The following is a 12,524-nucleotide window of genomic DNA, read 5'->3' as shown; positions in this document are numbered from 1 at the left end:
GTGATCGTCGACGCTCACCTGCACGTCTGGGACCCGGTCCGGCACCGCTACGCCTGGCTGGGTCCGCAGCACGCTCCGATCGACCGCGTGGTCACGGCGCAGGAGGCCCTCGGCGTCCTGCGGTCCGAGGGAGTGCACCGAGCGGTGCTGGTGCAGGCGGCCGATACCGCCGAGGACACCGACGCGATGCTGGCCGCGGCGCGCGAGCACCCGGAGCTGGTCGGAGTGGTCGCGCACCTCCCGCTCGAGGACCCCGAGCGCACCGCTCAGCGTCTGGAGGAGCTGCGCGGGGAGCCGCTGGTCGTGGGCGTGCGCGTGCTCGTGCACGACCGCGCCGACGCCGACTGGCTCCTCCGCCCGGCTGTCCGTGCCGGCCTCGATCTGGTGGAGCGGGCCGGACTGGTGCTGGATGTGCCCGCGGTGCTGCCCCGGCACCTGGCCCTCGTCCCCGAGCTCGTCGAGCGCCACCCCTCGCTCCGCGTCGTCATCGACCATCTGGGCAAGCCCCCCATCGGCGCGCTCGGGCCGTGGCGGGAGGGCGAGTGGGAAGCCGCGCTGAGGAGGATGTCTCCGCTGCCCACCGTCAGCGCGAAGCTCTCGGGCTTCCGATCGCTGCGCGCGGACGCCTCCGACTGGAGTGTCGAGGAGCTGCGACCCGTCGTCGACGCCGCACTCGAGTCACTCGGGCCCGAGCGCCTGATGTTCGGCGGCGACTGGCCGGTCTGCGAGCTCGCCGGCGGCTACGGCAGGGCGCTCTCGGCCGTGCGGCAGCTCGTCGCCGGGCTCGATGACGTCGAGCGTCACGCGGTCCTCGCCGGGACGGCGACCCGCGTCTACGGTCTGGGCGCGTCCTCGACGGAGCGCGAGGCCGCGAACTCCTGCACGTCGTAGAGGTGCGCGTTCATCGCGGTCCGCGCGCGGTCGGGATCCCCGGTCTCCAGCGCGTCGACGATCGCGGTGTGCTGCTGGAACGTCCTCGCGATGGCGCCCTCCTCGGAGACCGAGCGCCAGAGGCGAGTGCGGAGCGTCCGGCTCGAGAGCGCCTGGATCAACGCCTCGAGCACCGGGTTCCCCGCCGTGCGCGCGATCGCCGCGTGCAGGGCGATGTCCGCCTCGAGCATCCGCTCGTGGTCCTCCTCGCTCGGGTCCTCGAGCAGGGGCGCGATGAGGGCGAGGATCTCCCGCAGGCCGGCGATCCCCTCGGCATCGAACGACCTGGCGGCGATCGCGGCGGCCTCCGCCTCCAGCACCCGTCGCACCGAGGCGATGTGCGCACTCTGGCCATCGGCCTGCATGTCGATGACGAAGCCCATCGGCGCGATCAGCAGCGACGCGTCCAGTGCGGTCACGTACGTGCCGTCGCCCTGCCGCGTCTCGAGGACTCCCATGAGAGCCAGTGCACGAACGCCTTCCCGCAGCGACCCTCGCGACACGCCGAGCTCGGCGGCGAGCTCCTTCTCGATGGGGAGGCGGTCGCCGGGGCGCAGCGCTCCGCGGACGACGAGCTCGCGGATCCCGTGCACCACGACGTCGGTCTGCGAGCGGACGGCCGGGGCGCGAGTCTCGGAGTGCGGCATGTCCCGATGGTAGCTGTGCTGGTTGACGCTCCCTCTTTTCATCAGATGTATCGGCACCATGTGGGGCGGTACACGCTGTTTGGCGCCCTTTGCGGCCATTAACATCTGATGTACGCTCGCTGCGACCCTGTCACGGCGAGAAGAGGACACGATGCACATCCAACGATCAGGCGTTCGAGGCGAGGAGCGCCCGCTCGTCGTCGAGAAGGGCGTCTCCTACGACCTCAGCAGTCTCACCACGGACATCGACGGCCCCTTCCTCGCGTCGGGCGGCCTCGACCGCGTCCGCGACGCCCTCGCGGACGGGAGCCTCCCGCGGATCGACACCGAGAGCGCGCGGGTCGGTGCGCCGATCGCGCGGCCCGGCAAGATCGTCTGCATCGGGCTCAACTACCGCGACCACGCCGCCGAGACCGGCGCCGCCGTGCCCGACGAGCCCGTGGTCTTCTTCAAGGACCCCTCGACGATCGTCGGTCCGTTCGACGAGGTGCTCATCCCGGTCGATTCTGTGAAGACCGACTGGGAGGTGGAGCTGGGCGTCGTCATCGGCGCCGAGGCGCGCTACCTCGCCTCACCCGAGGAGGCCCGCGCCTGCATCGCCGGCTACGTGCTCTCGCACGACGTCTCCGAGCGCGAGTTCCAGCTCGAGCGCGGTGGTCAGTGGGACAAGGGCAAGAGCTGCGAGACTTTCAACCCGCTCGGCCCGTCGTTCGTCCCGGCCGAGGAGGTCGACACCTCCGACCTCCGGCTGACCCTCTCGGTGAACGGCGTCGCGCGGCAGAACGGGACGACCGCCGACATGGTCTTCGATCCCGCCTTCATCGTCTGGTACCTCAGCCGCTTCATGGTGCTGCACCCTGGCGATCTGGTGAACACCGGCACCCCGTCCGGCGTGGCCCTGGGCCTGCCCGGCACCCCCTACCTCCGCGCGGGCGACGTGGTCCGCCTCTCGATCGAGGGTCTCGGCGAGGCCGAGCAGACGTTCGCGCAGGCGGAGGAGCGATGATCGCCGCGGACGGGGTCGAGGGCCTCGTCGCGATCGTCACGGGCGGAGCCTCGGGCATCGGCGCCGAGTGCGCGGCCCTGCTCGCCGACCGCGGCGCGCAGGTCGCCGTCCTCGACCGGAGCGTCGAGGGTGTGCCCGCGGACCTGCTCGGGGTGCCCTGCGACGTGACCGACCGCGACTCGGTCGATTCGGCGGTGAAGGCCGTCCTCGAGCACTTCGGACGCCTCGACGTCGTCGTGAACAACGCCGGCATCGGAGCGGTGGGCACCATCGAGGAGAGCACCGAGGAGACCTGGCGGAGCGTCCTCGATGTCAACGTGATCGGCATCGCGCGCGTGAGTGCGGCGGCTCTGCCCGCGCTCCGCACCTCCGGAGCCGCCTCGATCGTCAACCTCTGCTCCGTCGCCGCCACCAGCGGACTCCCCCAGCGCGCCGTCTACTCCGCCTCGAAGGGCGCCGTGCACGCGCTGACCCTCGCGATGGCGACCGACCACGTCGCCGACGGGGTCCGCGTGAACTGCGTGAACCCCGGCACCGTGCACACAGGCTTCGTCGAGAAGAACCTGCGCGCGTTCGCGGATCCCGAGGCGGAGCTGGACGCGCTGAACCGCCGCCAGCCGATCGGGCGGATGATCACCGTTCGCGAAGTCGCCGAAGCAGTCCTCTTCCTCGCCGGCCGCACCGCGTCGTCGATCACCGGCACCGCGCTGGCCGTCGACGGCGGCATGGACTCGCTGCGCGTCCGCACCTGACGTCACCGCCACGAGAGCCCGTCGTCGACGAGAGGGCGGCCTCGAGACGGCGGGGCCGACGAGTGCTGGTCGAGACAGTGCAGTGCACGCAAGTGCCACTCGCGAGAGCGCCGGAAGGCCCGCCTCGGCGGGCCTTCCGTGTTCCAGGGGCCCACTTCGGCGGGTTCTCCACGGTTCCGGGGCCCCCTTCGGCGAGCCGTCCGTGGTTGCGGGCGAACGTGACGACTGATCGCAGTGAAACCGATCGTTCATCCTGATCGGTGACGATCTCCTCGTGTCTGCTCGATGGTCTCCGAGGATGCCCGCGCTGATGGTCGGCGCCGCGGTGATCGCGGTCGTGGGGCTGGCGTTCGTTCTCGACGGGGTCGCGCTGGCGTGCAACGAGCCGATCCCGCCGCAGTGCACCGGCTTCGCCGTCCCTTGGCCGGACCTGTCCGTCGCGGTGCTGGCGACACTCGCCCTGGCGGCCGCCACCTCCGCGGTCTCCGAGCGCACCTACCAGCGGTCGAGACACGCCCTCCTCGCCGGCATGGGAGTGGGGATCCTCGCGTGCTGCATCCTCGTGGTGCGCACGGGAACGGTTCCCGCCGACCGCTACTACGAGACGACCAGCACGGCTCGGGCTCCCGTTCGTCTCGTCGGCGGTGCATGATGCCGGTCCTGACGGCCGACTCCGATCCCGAGCAGGTCGTGCACGATGCCACGACGAACGGCCGCACGGAGTCCGACCGCGCCGTGGGACGGCGACCGAAGCACGACACCAGGACCGCGTGACCGTGCCGAGCCGCGTCCGGGTTCGCCTGCGTCTGCTGGGGTTGACGACGCTCGGCGTCGCCGGGGCGATCGCGCTCTCCTGCTGCAGCTTCGGGTGCACCGAGATCGGCTACCGCAACGAGTTGCGCGTCACGGCGACAGGCGACGACCGCACCCGGATCGCGGAGGTGCGACTGTGCGCCGACGAGATCTGCACCTACCCCTCGATCGAGGCCGCGCCGCCCACCGGCCGCAGCTACTGGGTCACGCACCACTCCGCCGTCCCCGACCTCTGGATCTACGATCTCGGAGACCACCACCCCGGCATCGTGCACCTCACCTTCCTCGACGCTGCGGGCAGCACCCTCGACCAGCAGCAGCACACGATCGACTGGACCCTCACCGACGAGCCCAACGGACCCGGATGCGGCTGGCGCGCAGAACCCGACGACCTCACCGTGTCGATCTGACGGAACCGGCCACAGGACCTGGGCCGGCACACCCTGCACGACGACGGACGACGGCGGCGAGCCGTTGCTCGAGCGCGCCCTCACCGAATGCTCGGCGGACGGGAGAGCGCGAACGGCCCGCGACTCCTGATGAGCGGAGTCGCGGGCCGTTGGTGTCGAGAGTGCGTCAGAGCGTCTGCGCGAACGGGTCGAAGTCGACCGGCACCGCCGGCACCGGCGCCGACAGCGTGCTGTCGACCGTGACGAATCCGCCGTTCTCGGCCGACTCCTGCGCCGAGAGCATGACGTCGAGCACGTGGAAGCCGAGCTCGCCGGTGGCCACGTGGGGACGGTCCTCGGCGATGGCGCGGACCATGTCGAGCAGCCCGAGACCGCGGCCGACGACCGTGCCCTTCTGCTCGATCTCGGTCCACTCCTGCTCGCCCCACGCGCCGTCGGCGATCGAGGTCGGGGCCTTCACGAACGCCGTGCGGCCCTCGAACTGGTTCGGGTCCGGGATCACGAGGGACCCCTCCGTGCCGTGGATCTCGAAGACGCCGTGGCGCTCGAGAGCGGAGTCGAAGCTCAGGAGGCTCGCCGCCTGCTGGCCCGCGGCGAACGAGGTCAGCACCTGCAGCGAGGTGGGGACCTCGACCGGGAACGTCGTGCCGGCATCGGGGCCGGAGCGGATCACCCGCTCCTCGAGCTTCTTGCGCCCGAGGGCCGCGACCCGCTCGACCGGTCCGAAGAGGCTGACGAGGCCGGTGAAGTAGTACGGGCCCATGTCGAGCAGCGGGCCGGCGCCCTGGGCGAAGAGGAACGCGGGGCTCGGGTGCCACAGGTCCGGTCCGACGGTCTGGAACGTGGTGGAGGCGAACATCGGCTCGCCGATGACGCCCTCCGCGATCGCGCGCTTCGCGGTCTGGAAGCCCGGGCCGAGGACGGTGTCCGGCGCGGAGCCGACCCGGAGACCCTTCGCGGCGGCGTCCTGCAGCAGCTGCGCGGCGCCGGCGCGGTCGAGACCGAGCGGCTTCTCGCTCCAGACGTGCTTGCCGGCGGCGATCGCGGCGGCCGAGACCTCGATGTGCGCGGCGGGGATCGTCAGATTGACGACGACCTGCACGTCGGGGTGCGCGAGGACGTCCTCGGCCGAGCCCCAGGCGGGGATGCCGTGCTTCTCGGCCTGGCTCTTCGCCCGGTCGAGGATCAGGTCGCCGACGACGAGCACCTCGACGTCCGGGAAGGAGGCCAGGTTCTCGAGGTACGTGTCGCTGATGACTCCGACGCCGATGACGCCGATGCCGATGGGGCCGCTCATGCCGCGTACCCGCCCTTCACGAGGAAGTCGTAGCTCGCTTGGATGTCGGCGAAGACGTCGCCGGGGGCGTTGTCGTACTCGATGACGGCGTACTTGATCGAACCCTCGCCGGCCTTCAGCGCCTCGACGAGCGGCACGTCGCCCTCGCCCGGGCGGCGCTGGTCGAGGGTGTCGGAGCCGAACGCGGCGGCGCCGGGAGCGAACGGGTTCTCGGCCGGAGCGACGCCGTCCTTGACGTGCACGGCGACCAGGCGCGAGCCCAGCGCCGAGACGAGCGCCGCGGCGTCCTGGCCGCCGGTCAGCGCCCAGAACAGGTCGAGCTCGATCTCGACGCGCTCGTCGGTGCTCGCGATGAAGCGCTCGTACGCGGTCTGACCGTCGAAGGAGGCGATGAACTCCTGCGCGTGGTTGTGGTAGCCGACCGTGAGGCCGAAGGTCGCGGCGATCTCGGCGGCCTTGTTCAGGCGGTCGGCGATGTCGGCGACGCCGTCCTCGGTCAGCCAGCGCTCGACCGGGACGAAGGGGTCGATGACGGTCCGGATGCCGATCTGCGCGGCGGCCTCGAAGACGACCTCGGGCGCGGGCGTCGGGATGGAGCCGTCCGGGGTCCACAGCTCGTCCGAGAGCAGCGGGGCGTGCCCGGTCGGAGCGGCGAGGCCGCTCGCGTCGAGGGCGGCGCGGATCTCGGCGGGGCGGCCCACGAAGTCGAACGCCTCGACGTTCTTCAGGCCGATGGCGGCGAGCTTGTCGAGCGACCCGTTCGGGTCGTCGGAGAACTGCTTGGCCAGCGTGTACAGCTGGACGGAGGCCAGAGGAAGGGTCATGGTCGGTACCGCTTTCGTTCGTAGGGTGGAGCAGCCGGTCCGGATCAGGCGGACCGACCCGGTCTATCGGACTTTCCTGAAGGGGAGGACGACGGGGGCGCCGAGGACCGTCGCCGCCGGGCGGACAGCGGAGCGCGATCCGTCGCCGGTTCGGACGCTCGCGGAGGCGACGACGCCGTCGACCAGCGTGGCGCGCATCCGCGGGAGGGCGTCGGTCTCGTCGAGCGGTCGGAGAGCCGCCTGAAGACCGGTCATGTCCAACTCCCCTCATCCTCGAGTGCTGCCGCTGCGCCTCGTCGACGCGTGAAACCTAGCAACATGCGGTTTTGAGTATTCCTGTCCGAGGGCTACCGCGCAAGCACCACCCGAGGGGCACTCGCCGCGGTGGTACCTGCGAGGACGGACTCCCTCGCCGCCCGGCGGCCGTGCGCGAGGGGCGATCCGGGCGTCGCGGGCGAGGGACCCTCGTCCGCCCGCTTCCGGACATGACCGCTAGAGGCTGTTGCCACCGCGACCGCGCACCTGCCAGGGTTCGCAGAGCGACCGACGACGGTCCCCCGACTCGAAGGACCGGCTCATGAACGACTCCTCCTCGACCGAGACCAGCGCGAGTGAGATGACGCCCGAGATCCTCGCGGCGTTCAGCGATGCCTGGGCCCGCCACGACCTCGAGGCTCTGATGAGCCACATCACCGACGACTGCGTCTACAGCGCGTCCGTCGGTCCCGAGCCCGGCCGCACCTGGACCGGCCGGGAGCAGGTGCGGGAGGGCTTCGCGCTCATGCTCGCCTTCGACACCGGGCAGGAGCGCCACGAGGACGCGCAGCCCCTCATCGCGGGCACCCGCGGTGCGGGCACGTGGTCCTTCACCGGGACCGGGCCCGACGGCGAGATCCAGGTCACGCGCGGCTGCGACATCTACGAGTTCCGCGGCGGGAGGATCGCGCGCAAGGACGCGTTCCGGAAGGTCTACAAGGCCGACGAGTAGCCCCTCGAAGACCGCGGAGGGATCCGACTATTCCAGCGCGGGCAGCACGACCGAGCGGATCGCCTCCGCGAAGCGGTCGTAGCCGGCGTCGTCGAAGTGCAGGCCGTCCTCGACGAAGAGCGACGGATCGATCGCGCCCTCCGGGGTGAGCAGAGCCTCGGCCGTCGGCACGAAGACGACCCGGTCGTCGGTGTCGGCGTACGCGCGGATCAGGTCGTTCGCGGTCTCGACCTCCTCCCGGACGGCCTCGCGCGCCGGCGTCTCGGCGATCTCGACGTAGAAGACCTCGGCGTCCCGCGCGACCTCCTCCAGCCGGCCGAGGTACTCGACGACCGCATCGGCGGTCTCGGCACCGGAGAGCCCGTCGGCGTCGCCGCTGATGTCGTTCGCGCCGACGTAGACGAGGACCGCGCGCGGATCGAACGGCGCGATCATGCTGTCGAGGTGGGCCAGGTGATCGGCCACGGTGGTGCCGCCGATGCCGAGGTTGTAGGTCTCGAGGGGGCGCAGGTCCTCCTTCGACGTCGTCCACCGGCCGAACGACGAGCTGCCCGTGAGCAGGATGCTGTGCTGCGGATAGCCGTCGGGGAAGCGCTCCGCGATCGCGGCGACGCGCTCCTCCATGTCGACCGTCGAGCGCGACGAGGTCGCCCCGTCCCTCGGCACGGTGACGGCCACGACCACCCCCGCGACTACGGCGAGCAGCAGGATGCCGAGCAGGACGAGGAGGACGGGACGTCGGCGTCGTCCGCCGCCGGTCGGAGGCGTCGCGCGAGTCATACGACGATCATCGGGCACGGGAGTCGGCCGGTGACGCCTCCGCCCCCGTCGGGGGGCGCGTGCTCGGCACTCCCCCGCACCGGGCCCGACTGTCACATGCCCGTAACGCACCGAGCCGCTGAACCACTTTCAGGGGCCCCACAGCCGTGCAACACTTGCTCGGCACCGACGCCACTGTCATCGAAGATCACGACGGACGAGGGACCATGGCACGCACGCGCATCACCTGGGTGGATACGGCGAAGGGGATCGCCATCATCCTGGTCGCCCTCGCGCACTCGGTGCAGTGGACGATCTCGGCCGGCATCGCCCCGCGGGCCTGGGACGACATCAACCTGCTGCTGATCGTCTTCCGCATGCCGCTGTTCTTCCTCGCCTCCGGGCTCTTCGCGGGCTCGGTGCTCAAGCGCTCGTGGCGCGAGCTCTGGCGCTCGCGCCTCAGCCTCCTCGTCTGGGCGTTCCTGCTGTGGACGCTCGTGCGCTTCCTCTTCTTCACCGTGGTCCCGAACCCCGGAGGAACCGACGAGACGAACCCGATCGACCTGCTGCTGTCGCCGCTCATGCCGCACAACGGGCTCTGGTTCCTCTACGCCCTCACCATCTTCTTCGTGCTCGCGAAGCTGGCCGACGGACGCGTCGACTGGCGCGTGCAGGTGGGCATCGCGACCGCGATCGCCGTGGCCTGGTACGCGATCCGCTCCACGACGTCGGAGGGGACCGGCAACATCGCCTGGGACGGCATGTCCCGCTACCTGATGTTCTTCCTGATCGGGCTGCACCTGCGCACGGCGATCCTCGCGTTCGTCGAGCGCCGCGGACTGCTGAGCGGGATCGGCTTCGGCGTGCTCTTCCTGGTGGCCGCGGCCGGCATCCTCGTCGCCCGCGGACCGTTCCCGCTGCTCACCGTGGGCCTCGTGCTCGTGAGCGTGCTCGCGGTCCTCGCCGGCCTCGTCCTCGCGCGCTTCCTCTCGGGAGTGCGCGCCGCCGACTGGATCACGTACATCGGCCGCAACACCCTGCCGGTCTACGTGGTGCACGTGCTGTTCGTCTCGCTGACCACGAGCTTCCTGCTGCTCTTCGAGGGGCAGCGCTGGCTGGACGCCATCGGGCCGGCCGTGCCCCTGATCGTCTGCGGCGTCGCGGTCGCGGCGGCGCTCGGCTACTGGCGCCTCACCCGCGACCTCCCGGTGCTGAAGTACGGCTTCCAGGCGCCGCGCTGGTTCTCGGGCAGCCGCGAGAGCGTGGAGTCGCGCTCGGTCTGAGCGCCGGGAGTCAGTCCGCGTCGAGGACCTCGAGCACCGCTCCGGTCAGGCTCTCCTCGATGTGCGCCCGCGCCAGGGCCGCGGCTCCCTCGACGTCGCCGGCGACGACCAGGTCGAGCAGCTCGCCGTGCTGGCGGTGGTCGACGGTGCGCGGCTCGTCCCCCGACGGCAGCTCGAGCCCCCTCCGCCGGTACCGGTCGGACTTCGCCCAGAGGTCGTCGAGGAGCCGCACCAGCGCGGAGTTGTGCGAGGCCCGGTACACGGCGCGGTGGAACGCGGAGTGGGCGAGGATCGCCTCCTCCCCCTCCTCGCGCGTGACGGGTCGGAGGGCGGCGGCGGCCTCGCGCATCCGCTCGAGGTCCTCCTCGGTGCGGCGCTCGGCGGCGAGCGCCGTCGCGGCCGGCTCCAGGGCGAGGCGCACCTCGAACAGCTCGCGCCCCTCCTCCGCGCCGAGCCCGGCGACCCGCACGTCGCGGTGGGCGTCGAGCTCCACGAGGCCCTCGCTGGCGAGGCGCCGAAGCGCCTCGCGCACGGGGGTGATGCTCATGCTCAGGTCCTCGGCGAGCTCGTACTGAGGCACGCGGGTCCCGGCGGCCAGATCGCCCATCAGGATGCGGCGGCGCACCTCGCTGTAGGCGACGTCGCCCTTGCTGGAGAAGACGGTGACGGTCACGGTTCTCGCTTCCTGTCTTGCGGTCCGGAGGCACTCAGCATACGGTGGCGCTCGCATCTTATAAGATGCATCCAGCAACTGGAGGAGAACTCGTGAAGATCGTCGCCGCCCATGTCGGAACCATCCCCATCAGCTCGTCGATGCGCAACGCGTACATCGACTTCTCGAAGATGGACAGCTCGATCATCGCTCTGGTGAGCGACGTCGTCGTCGACGGGAAGCCGCTCGTCGGCTACGGATTCAGCTCGAACGGCCGCTACAACGCCACGCCGATCATCCGAGAGCGCCTGCTCCCCCGCCTCCTCGCCGCCTCGGACGACGAGCTGCACGACGAGAGCGGCGAGTTCTCACCGACGAGGGCATGGACCGTGATGATGGCCAACGAGAAGCCCGGCGGTCACGGCGAGCGCTCGGTCGCGGTCGGCGTCGTGGACATGGCGCTGCACGACCTGGTGGCGAAGGTCGCGGGCGTCCCCCTCTACCGGTGGATCTCGGACCACTACGGCGACGGCTCCCCCGACGACGACGTGTTCGTCTACGCCGCCGGCGGCTACTACGCGCCGGGTAAGACCACCCGCGACCTGCAGGACGAGATGCGCCGCTTCCTCGACTCCGGCTACGAGGTCGTGAAGATGAAGATCGGCGGCACCGATCTCGCCGACGACCTCGAGCGCATCGAGGCGGTCATCGACGTCCTGGGCGGAGACGGCTCCCGCCTCGCCGTCGACGTGAACGGCAAGTTCGACCTCGCCACCGCGCTCGAGTACGGCCGCGCGATCGAGCCCTACGACCTGTTCTGGTACGAGGAGGTGGGCGACCCGCTGGACTACGCGCTGAACGCCACGCTCTCGGAGCACTACTCCAAGCCCATCGCCACCGGCGAGAACCTCTTCTCGATGCAGGACGCCCGCAACCTGCTCCGGCACGGAGGCATGCGCCCCGACCGCGACTACATCCAGGTCGACCCGGCGCTGTCGTACGGGCTGGTCGAGTACCTCCGCGTGCAGGAGGAGCTCGCCCGGCACGGCTGGTCCTCGCGCCGCTGCGTGCCTCACGGCGGGCACCAGTTCTCCCTCCACATCGCCGCCGCGCTGCACCTGGGCGGCAACGAGTCCTACCCGGGCGAGTTCCAGCCGACGGGAGGCTTCACCGACGACGCCGTGATCGACGGCAGCCGGGTCGCTCCGGGCGAGCTGCCGGGGATCGGCCTCGAGGGCAAGAGCGCGTTCTTCCGGATCCTGAAGGACCTCGTGGAGTGAGCGGCGGGTGGTGCGTCAGGCGGGGACGCGCCGCCCCGCCGCGAGGCGCACCGCCAGCGTCGCCACGAGCACCACCACCGCCGCGACCAGCGCCGCGATCCCCGCCGGAACCGAGATCAGCTCGCCGCCGAACCGGCCGACCGCCACCCAGACCAGTCCCCAGCACAGCGAGAGCATCGGAGCGAGGCGACCGCGTCCGGCCACGGCGAGCGCCACTCCGATCACCGCGGCCACGGCCAGCACGACGACCGCCCAGACGTCCGCGCCCGGGCCGTCCGCACTTCCGACGCCGGAGCCCACGAGCGCCGCCGTGACGTTGGCGACGGTCGCGACGCAGACCCAGCCGAGGTAGAGGCCGAAGGTGCCGTCGGTGACGACCGCGTCGACCTTCCCGGAGGTGCGCGTCGTACGCAGCAGGACGAAGATCCGCGCGAGGACCGCCAGCAGGAGGACGATCACGACGACGCTGAGCACGAGCAGTCCGGCCTGCACGACCAGGATCCACGCGGCGTTCAGGAGGAGGCTCGCCGCGGCCCAGTAGCCGAGGCGGCGGTGACGGGTCCGCGCGGCCTGGGAAGGGAGGAACTGCCAGATCGCGTAGGCGATCAGTCCGGCGTAGATGACACTCCAGATCGCGAAGGCGGGGCCGTCCGGAGCGACCGGGGTCGAGGAGGCGCTGAGCGCGCCGCCGGCGGCGTCGGCGATCTGCGTGCCTCCGGCGGCGCCGGAGCCGAGGAAGGAGCCGACGAGGGCCAGGACGGCGCTGACGGCGACGACCGTCTGCCGGATCCGGTCGGCGCGGGTGGGGGTCTCTGCGGCGGACATGTCGCTCCTCGATCGATCAGCTAGCTGACTATTTACAGTAGCGCGCTTCTGGCTGCGA

Annotated in this window: 16 protein-coding genes; 9 read left to right on the top strand and 7 right to left on the bottom strand. The window is 71.2% G+C overall.

The window, feature by feature from the left end; translation table 11 throughout:
• A complete protein-coding gene (locus LRG51_RS13795; RefSeq protein WP_230673234.1) occupies positions 1-891 on the top strand; it encodes an amidohydrolase family protein in 891 nt (296 codons plus the stop codon).
• Here the strand turns inward: LRG51_RS13795 and LRG51_RS13790 are convergent.
• Positions 834-1,577: a FadR/GntR family transcriptional regulator gene (locus LRG51_RS13790; RefSeq protein ID WP_230673233.1), complete on the bottom strand. Its 744-nt coding sequence runs from the start codon at positions 1,575-1,577 to the stop codon at positions 834-836. The genes LRG51_RS13795 and LRG51_RS13790 overlap by 58 nt on opposite strands.
• 151 nt (positions 1,578-1,728) lie before the next feature.
• On the opposite strand from LRG51_RS13790, the gene LRG51_RS13785 reads away from it, so the two are divergent.
• The 5 genes from LRG51_RS13785 (at position 1,729) to LRG51_RS13770 (ending at position 4,558) form a co-directional block, all read left to right on the top strand.
• Positions 1,729-2,583 (top strand): fumarylacetoacetate hydrolase family protein, encoded by an 855-nt coding sequence (locus LRG51_RS13785; RefSeq protein ID WP_230673232.1) that lies wholly within the window; start codon positions 1,729-1,731, stop codon positions 2,581-2,583.
• Positions 2,580-3,335 (top strand): SDR family NAD(P)-dependent oxidoreductase, encoded by a 756-nt coding sequence (locus LRG51_RS13780; RefSeq protein ID WP_230673231.1) that lies wholly within the window; start codon positions 2,580-2,582, stop codon positions 3,333-3,335. The genes LRG51_RS13785 and LRG51_RS13780 overlap by 4 nt, the downstream gene beginning before the upstream one ends.
• Positions 3,336-3,633: 298 nt before the next feature.
• Positions 3,634-3,987 carry a hypothetical protein gene (locus LRG51_RS13775; protein ID WP_230673230.1) on the top strand — a complete coding sequence of 118 codons (354 nt, stop codon included), beginning with the start codon at positions 3,634-3,636 and terminating at the stop codon, positions 3,985-3,987.
• Complete coding sequence (locus LRG51_RS19545) at positions 3,984-4,109, top strand: hypothetical protein (protein WP_268966602.1); 126 nt, start codon at positions 3,984-3,986, stop codon at positions 4,107-4,109. The genes LRG51_RS13775 and LRG51_RS19545 overlap by 4 nt, the downstream gene beginning before the upstream one ends.
• Positions 4,106-4,558, top strand: a complete 453-nt coding sequence (locus tag LRG51_RS13770) for a hypothetical protein (protein ID WP_230673229.1) — start codon at positions 4,106-4,108, stop codon at positions 4,556-4,558. Before LRG51_RS19545 ends, LRG51_RS13770 begins: the two co-directional genes overlap by 4 nt.
• Before the next feature lie 166 nt (positions 4,559-4,724).
• On the opposite strand, the gene LRG51_RS13765 is transcribed toward LRG51_RS13770, so the two are convergent.
• The 3 genes from LRG51_RS13765 to LRG51_RS13755 form a co-directional block, all read right to left on the bottom strand.
• Positions 4,725-5,855, bottom strand: coding sequence for a Gfo/Idh/MocA family protein (locus LRG51_RS13765; RefSeq protein ID WP_230673228.1), 1,131 nt, complete (start codon positions 5,853-5,855; stop codon positions 4,725-4,727).
• A complete protein-coding gene (locus tag LRG51_RS13760) occupies positions 5,852-6,679 on the bottom strand; it encodes a sugar phosphate isomerase/epimerase family protein (RefSeq protein WP_230673227.1) in 828 nt (275 codons plus the stop codon). Before LRG51_RS13760 ends, LRG51_RS13765 begins: the two co-directional genes overlap by 4 nt.
• Before the next feature lie 63 nt (positions 6,680-6,742).
• On the bottom strand, positions 6,743-6,934 hold the full coding sequence (locus tag LRG51_RS13755) for a hypothetical protein (RefSeq protein WP_230673226.1): 192 nt from the start codon (positions 6,932-6,934) through the stop codon (positions 6,743-6,745).
• Positions 6,935-7,256: 322 nt separating this feature from the next.
• On the opposite strand from LRG51_RS13755, the gene LRG51_RS13750 reads away from it, so the two are divergent.
• On the top strand, positions 7,257-7,667 hold the full coding sequence (locus LRG51_RS13750) for a nuclear transport factor 2 family protein (protein WP_230673225.1): 411 nt from the start codon (positions 7,257-7,259) through the stop codon (positions 7,665-7,667).
• A gap of 27 nt (positions 7,668-7,694) precedes the next feature.
• Here LRG51_RS13750 and LRG51_RS13745 read toward each other — a convergent pair whose 3' ends face one another.
• Positions 7,695-8,447 carry a GDSL-type esterase/lipase family protein gene (locus LRG51_RS13745; protein ID WP_230673224.1) on the bottom strand — a complete coding sequence of 251 codons (753 nt, stop codon included), beginning with the start codon at positions 8,445-8,447 and terminating at the stop codon, positions 7,695-7,697.
• Positions 8,448-8,653: 206 nt separating this feature from the next.
• Here LRG51_RS13745 and LRG51_RS13740 point away from each other — a divergent pair, with 206 nt between their 5' ends.
• Positions 8,654-9,709, top strand: a complete 1,056-nt coding sequence (locus LRG51_RS13740) for an acyltransferase family protein (RefSeq protein WP_055789941.1) — start codon at positions 8,654-8,656, stop codon at positions 9,707-9,709.
• A 10-nt stretch (positions 9,710-9,719) separates the two neighbouring features.
• Here LRG51_RS13740 and LRG51_RS13735 read toward each other — a convergent pair whose 3' ends face one another.
• A complete protein-coding gene (locus LRG51_RS13735; RefSeq protein WP_230673223.1) occupies positions 9,720-10,382 on the bottom strand; it encodes a GntR family transcriptional regulator in 663 nt (220 codons plus the stop codon).
• Between the two features lie 92 nt (positions 10,383-10,474).
• Between LRG51_RS13735 and LRG51_RS13730 the strand changes: the two genes are divergently transcribed.
• Positions 10,475-11,641 carry a mandelate racemase/muconate lactonizing enzyme family protein gene (locus tag LRG51_RS13730; protein ID WP_055789935.1) on the top strand — a complete coding sequence of 389 codons (1,167 nt, stop codon included), beginning with the start codon at positions 10,475-10,477 and terminating at the stop codon, positions 11,639-11,641.
• Positions 11,642-11,656: 15 nt separating this feature from the next.
• Here LRG51_RS13730 and LRG51_RS13725 read toward each other — a convergent pair whose 3' ends face one another.
• Positions 11,657-12,466, bottom strand: coding sequence for a tryptophan-rich sensory protein (locus LRG51_RS13725; RefSeq protein WP_055789932.1), 810 nt, complete (start codon positions 12,464-12,466; stop codon positions 11,657-11,659).
• Between the last annotated feature and the right edge of the window lie 58 nt (positions 12,467-12,524).

The organism is Rathayibacter sp. Leaf248 (genome assembly GCF_920939495.1).
In the GTDB taxonomy this organism is placed as follows: domain Bacteria; phylum Actinomycetota; class Actinomycetes; order Actinomycetales; family Microbacteriaceae; genus Rathayibacter; species Rathayibacter caricis.
This window is presented reverse-complemented; position numbering and strand designations above follow the sequence as displayed.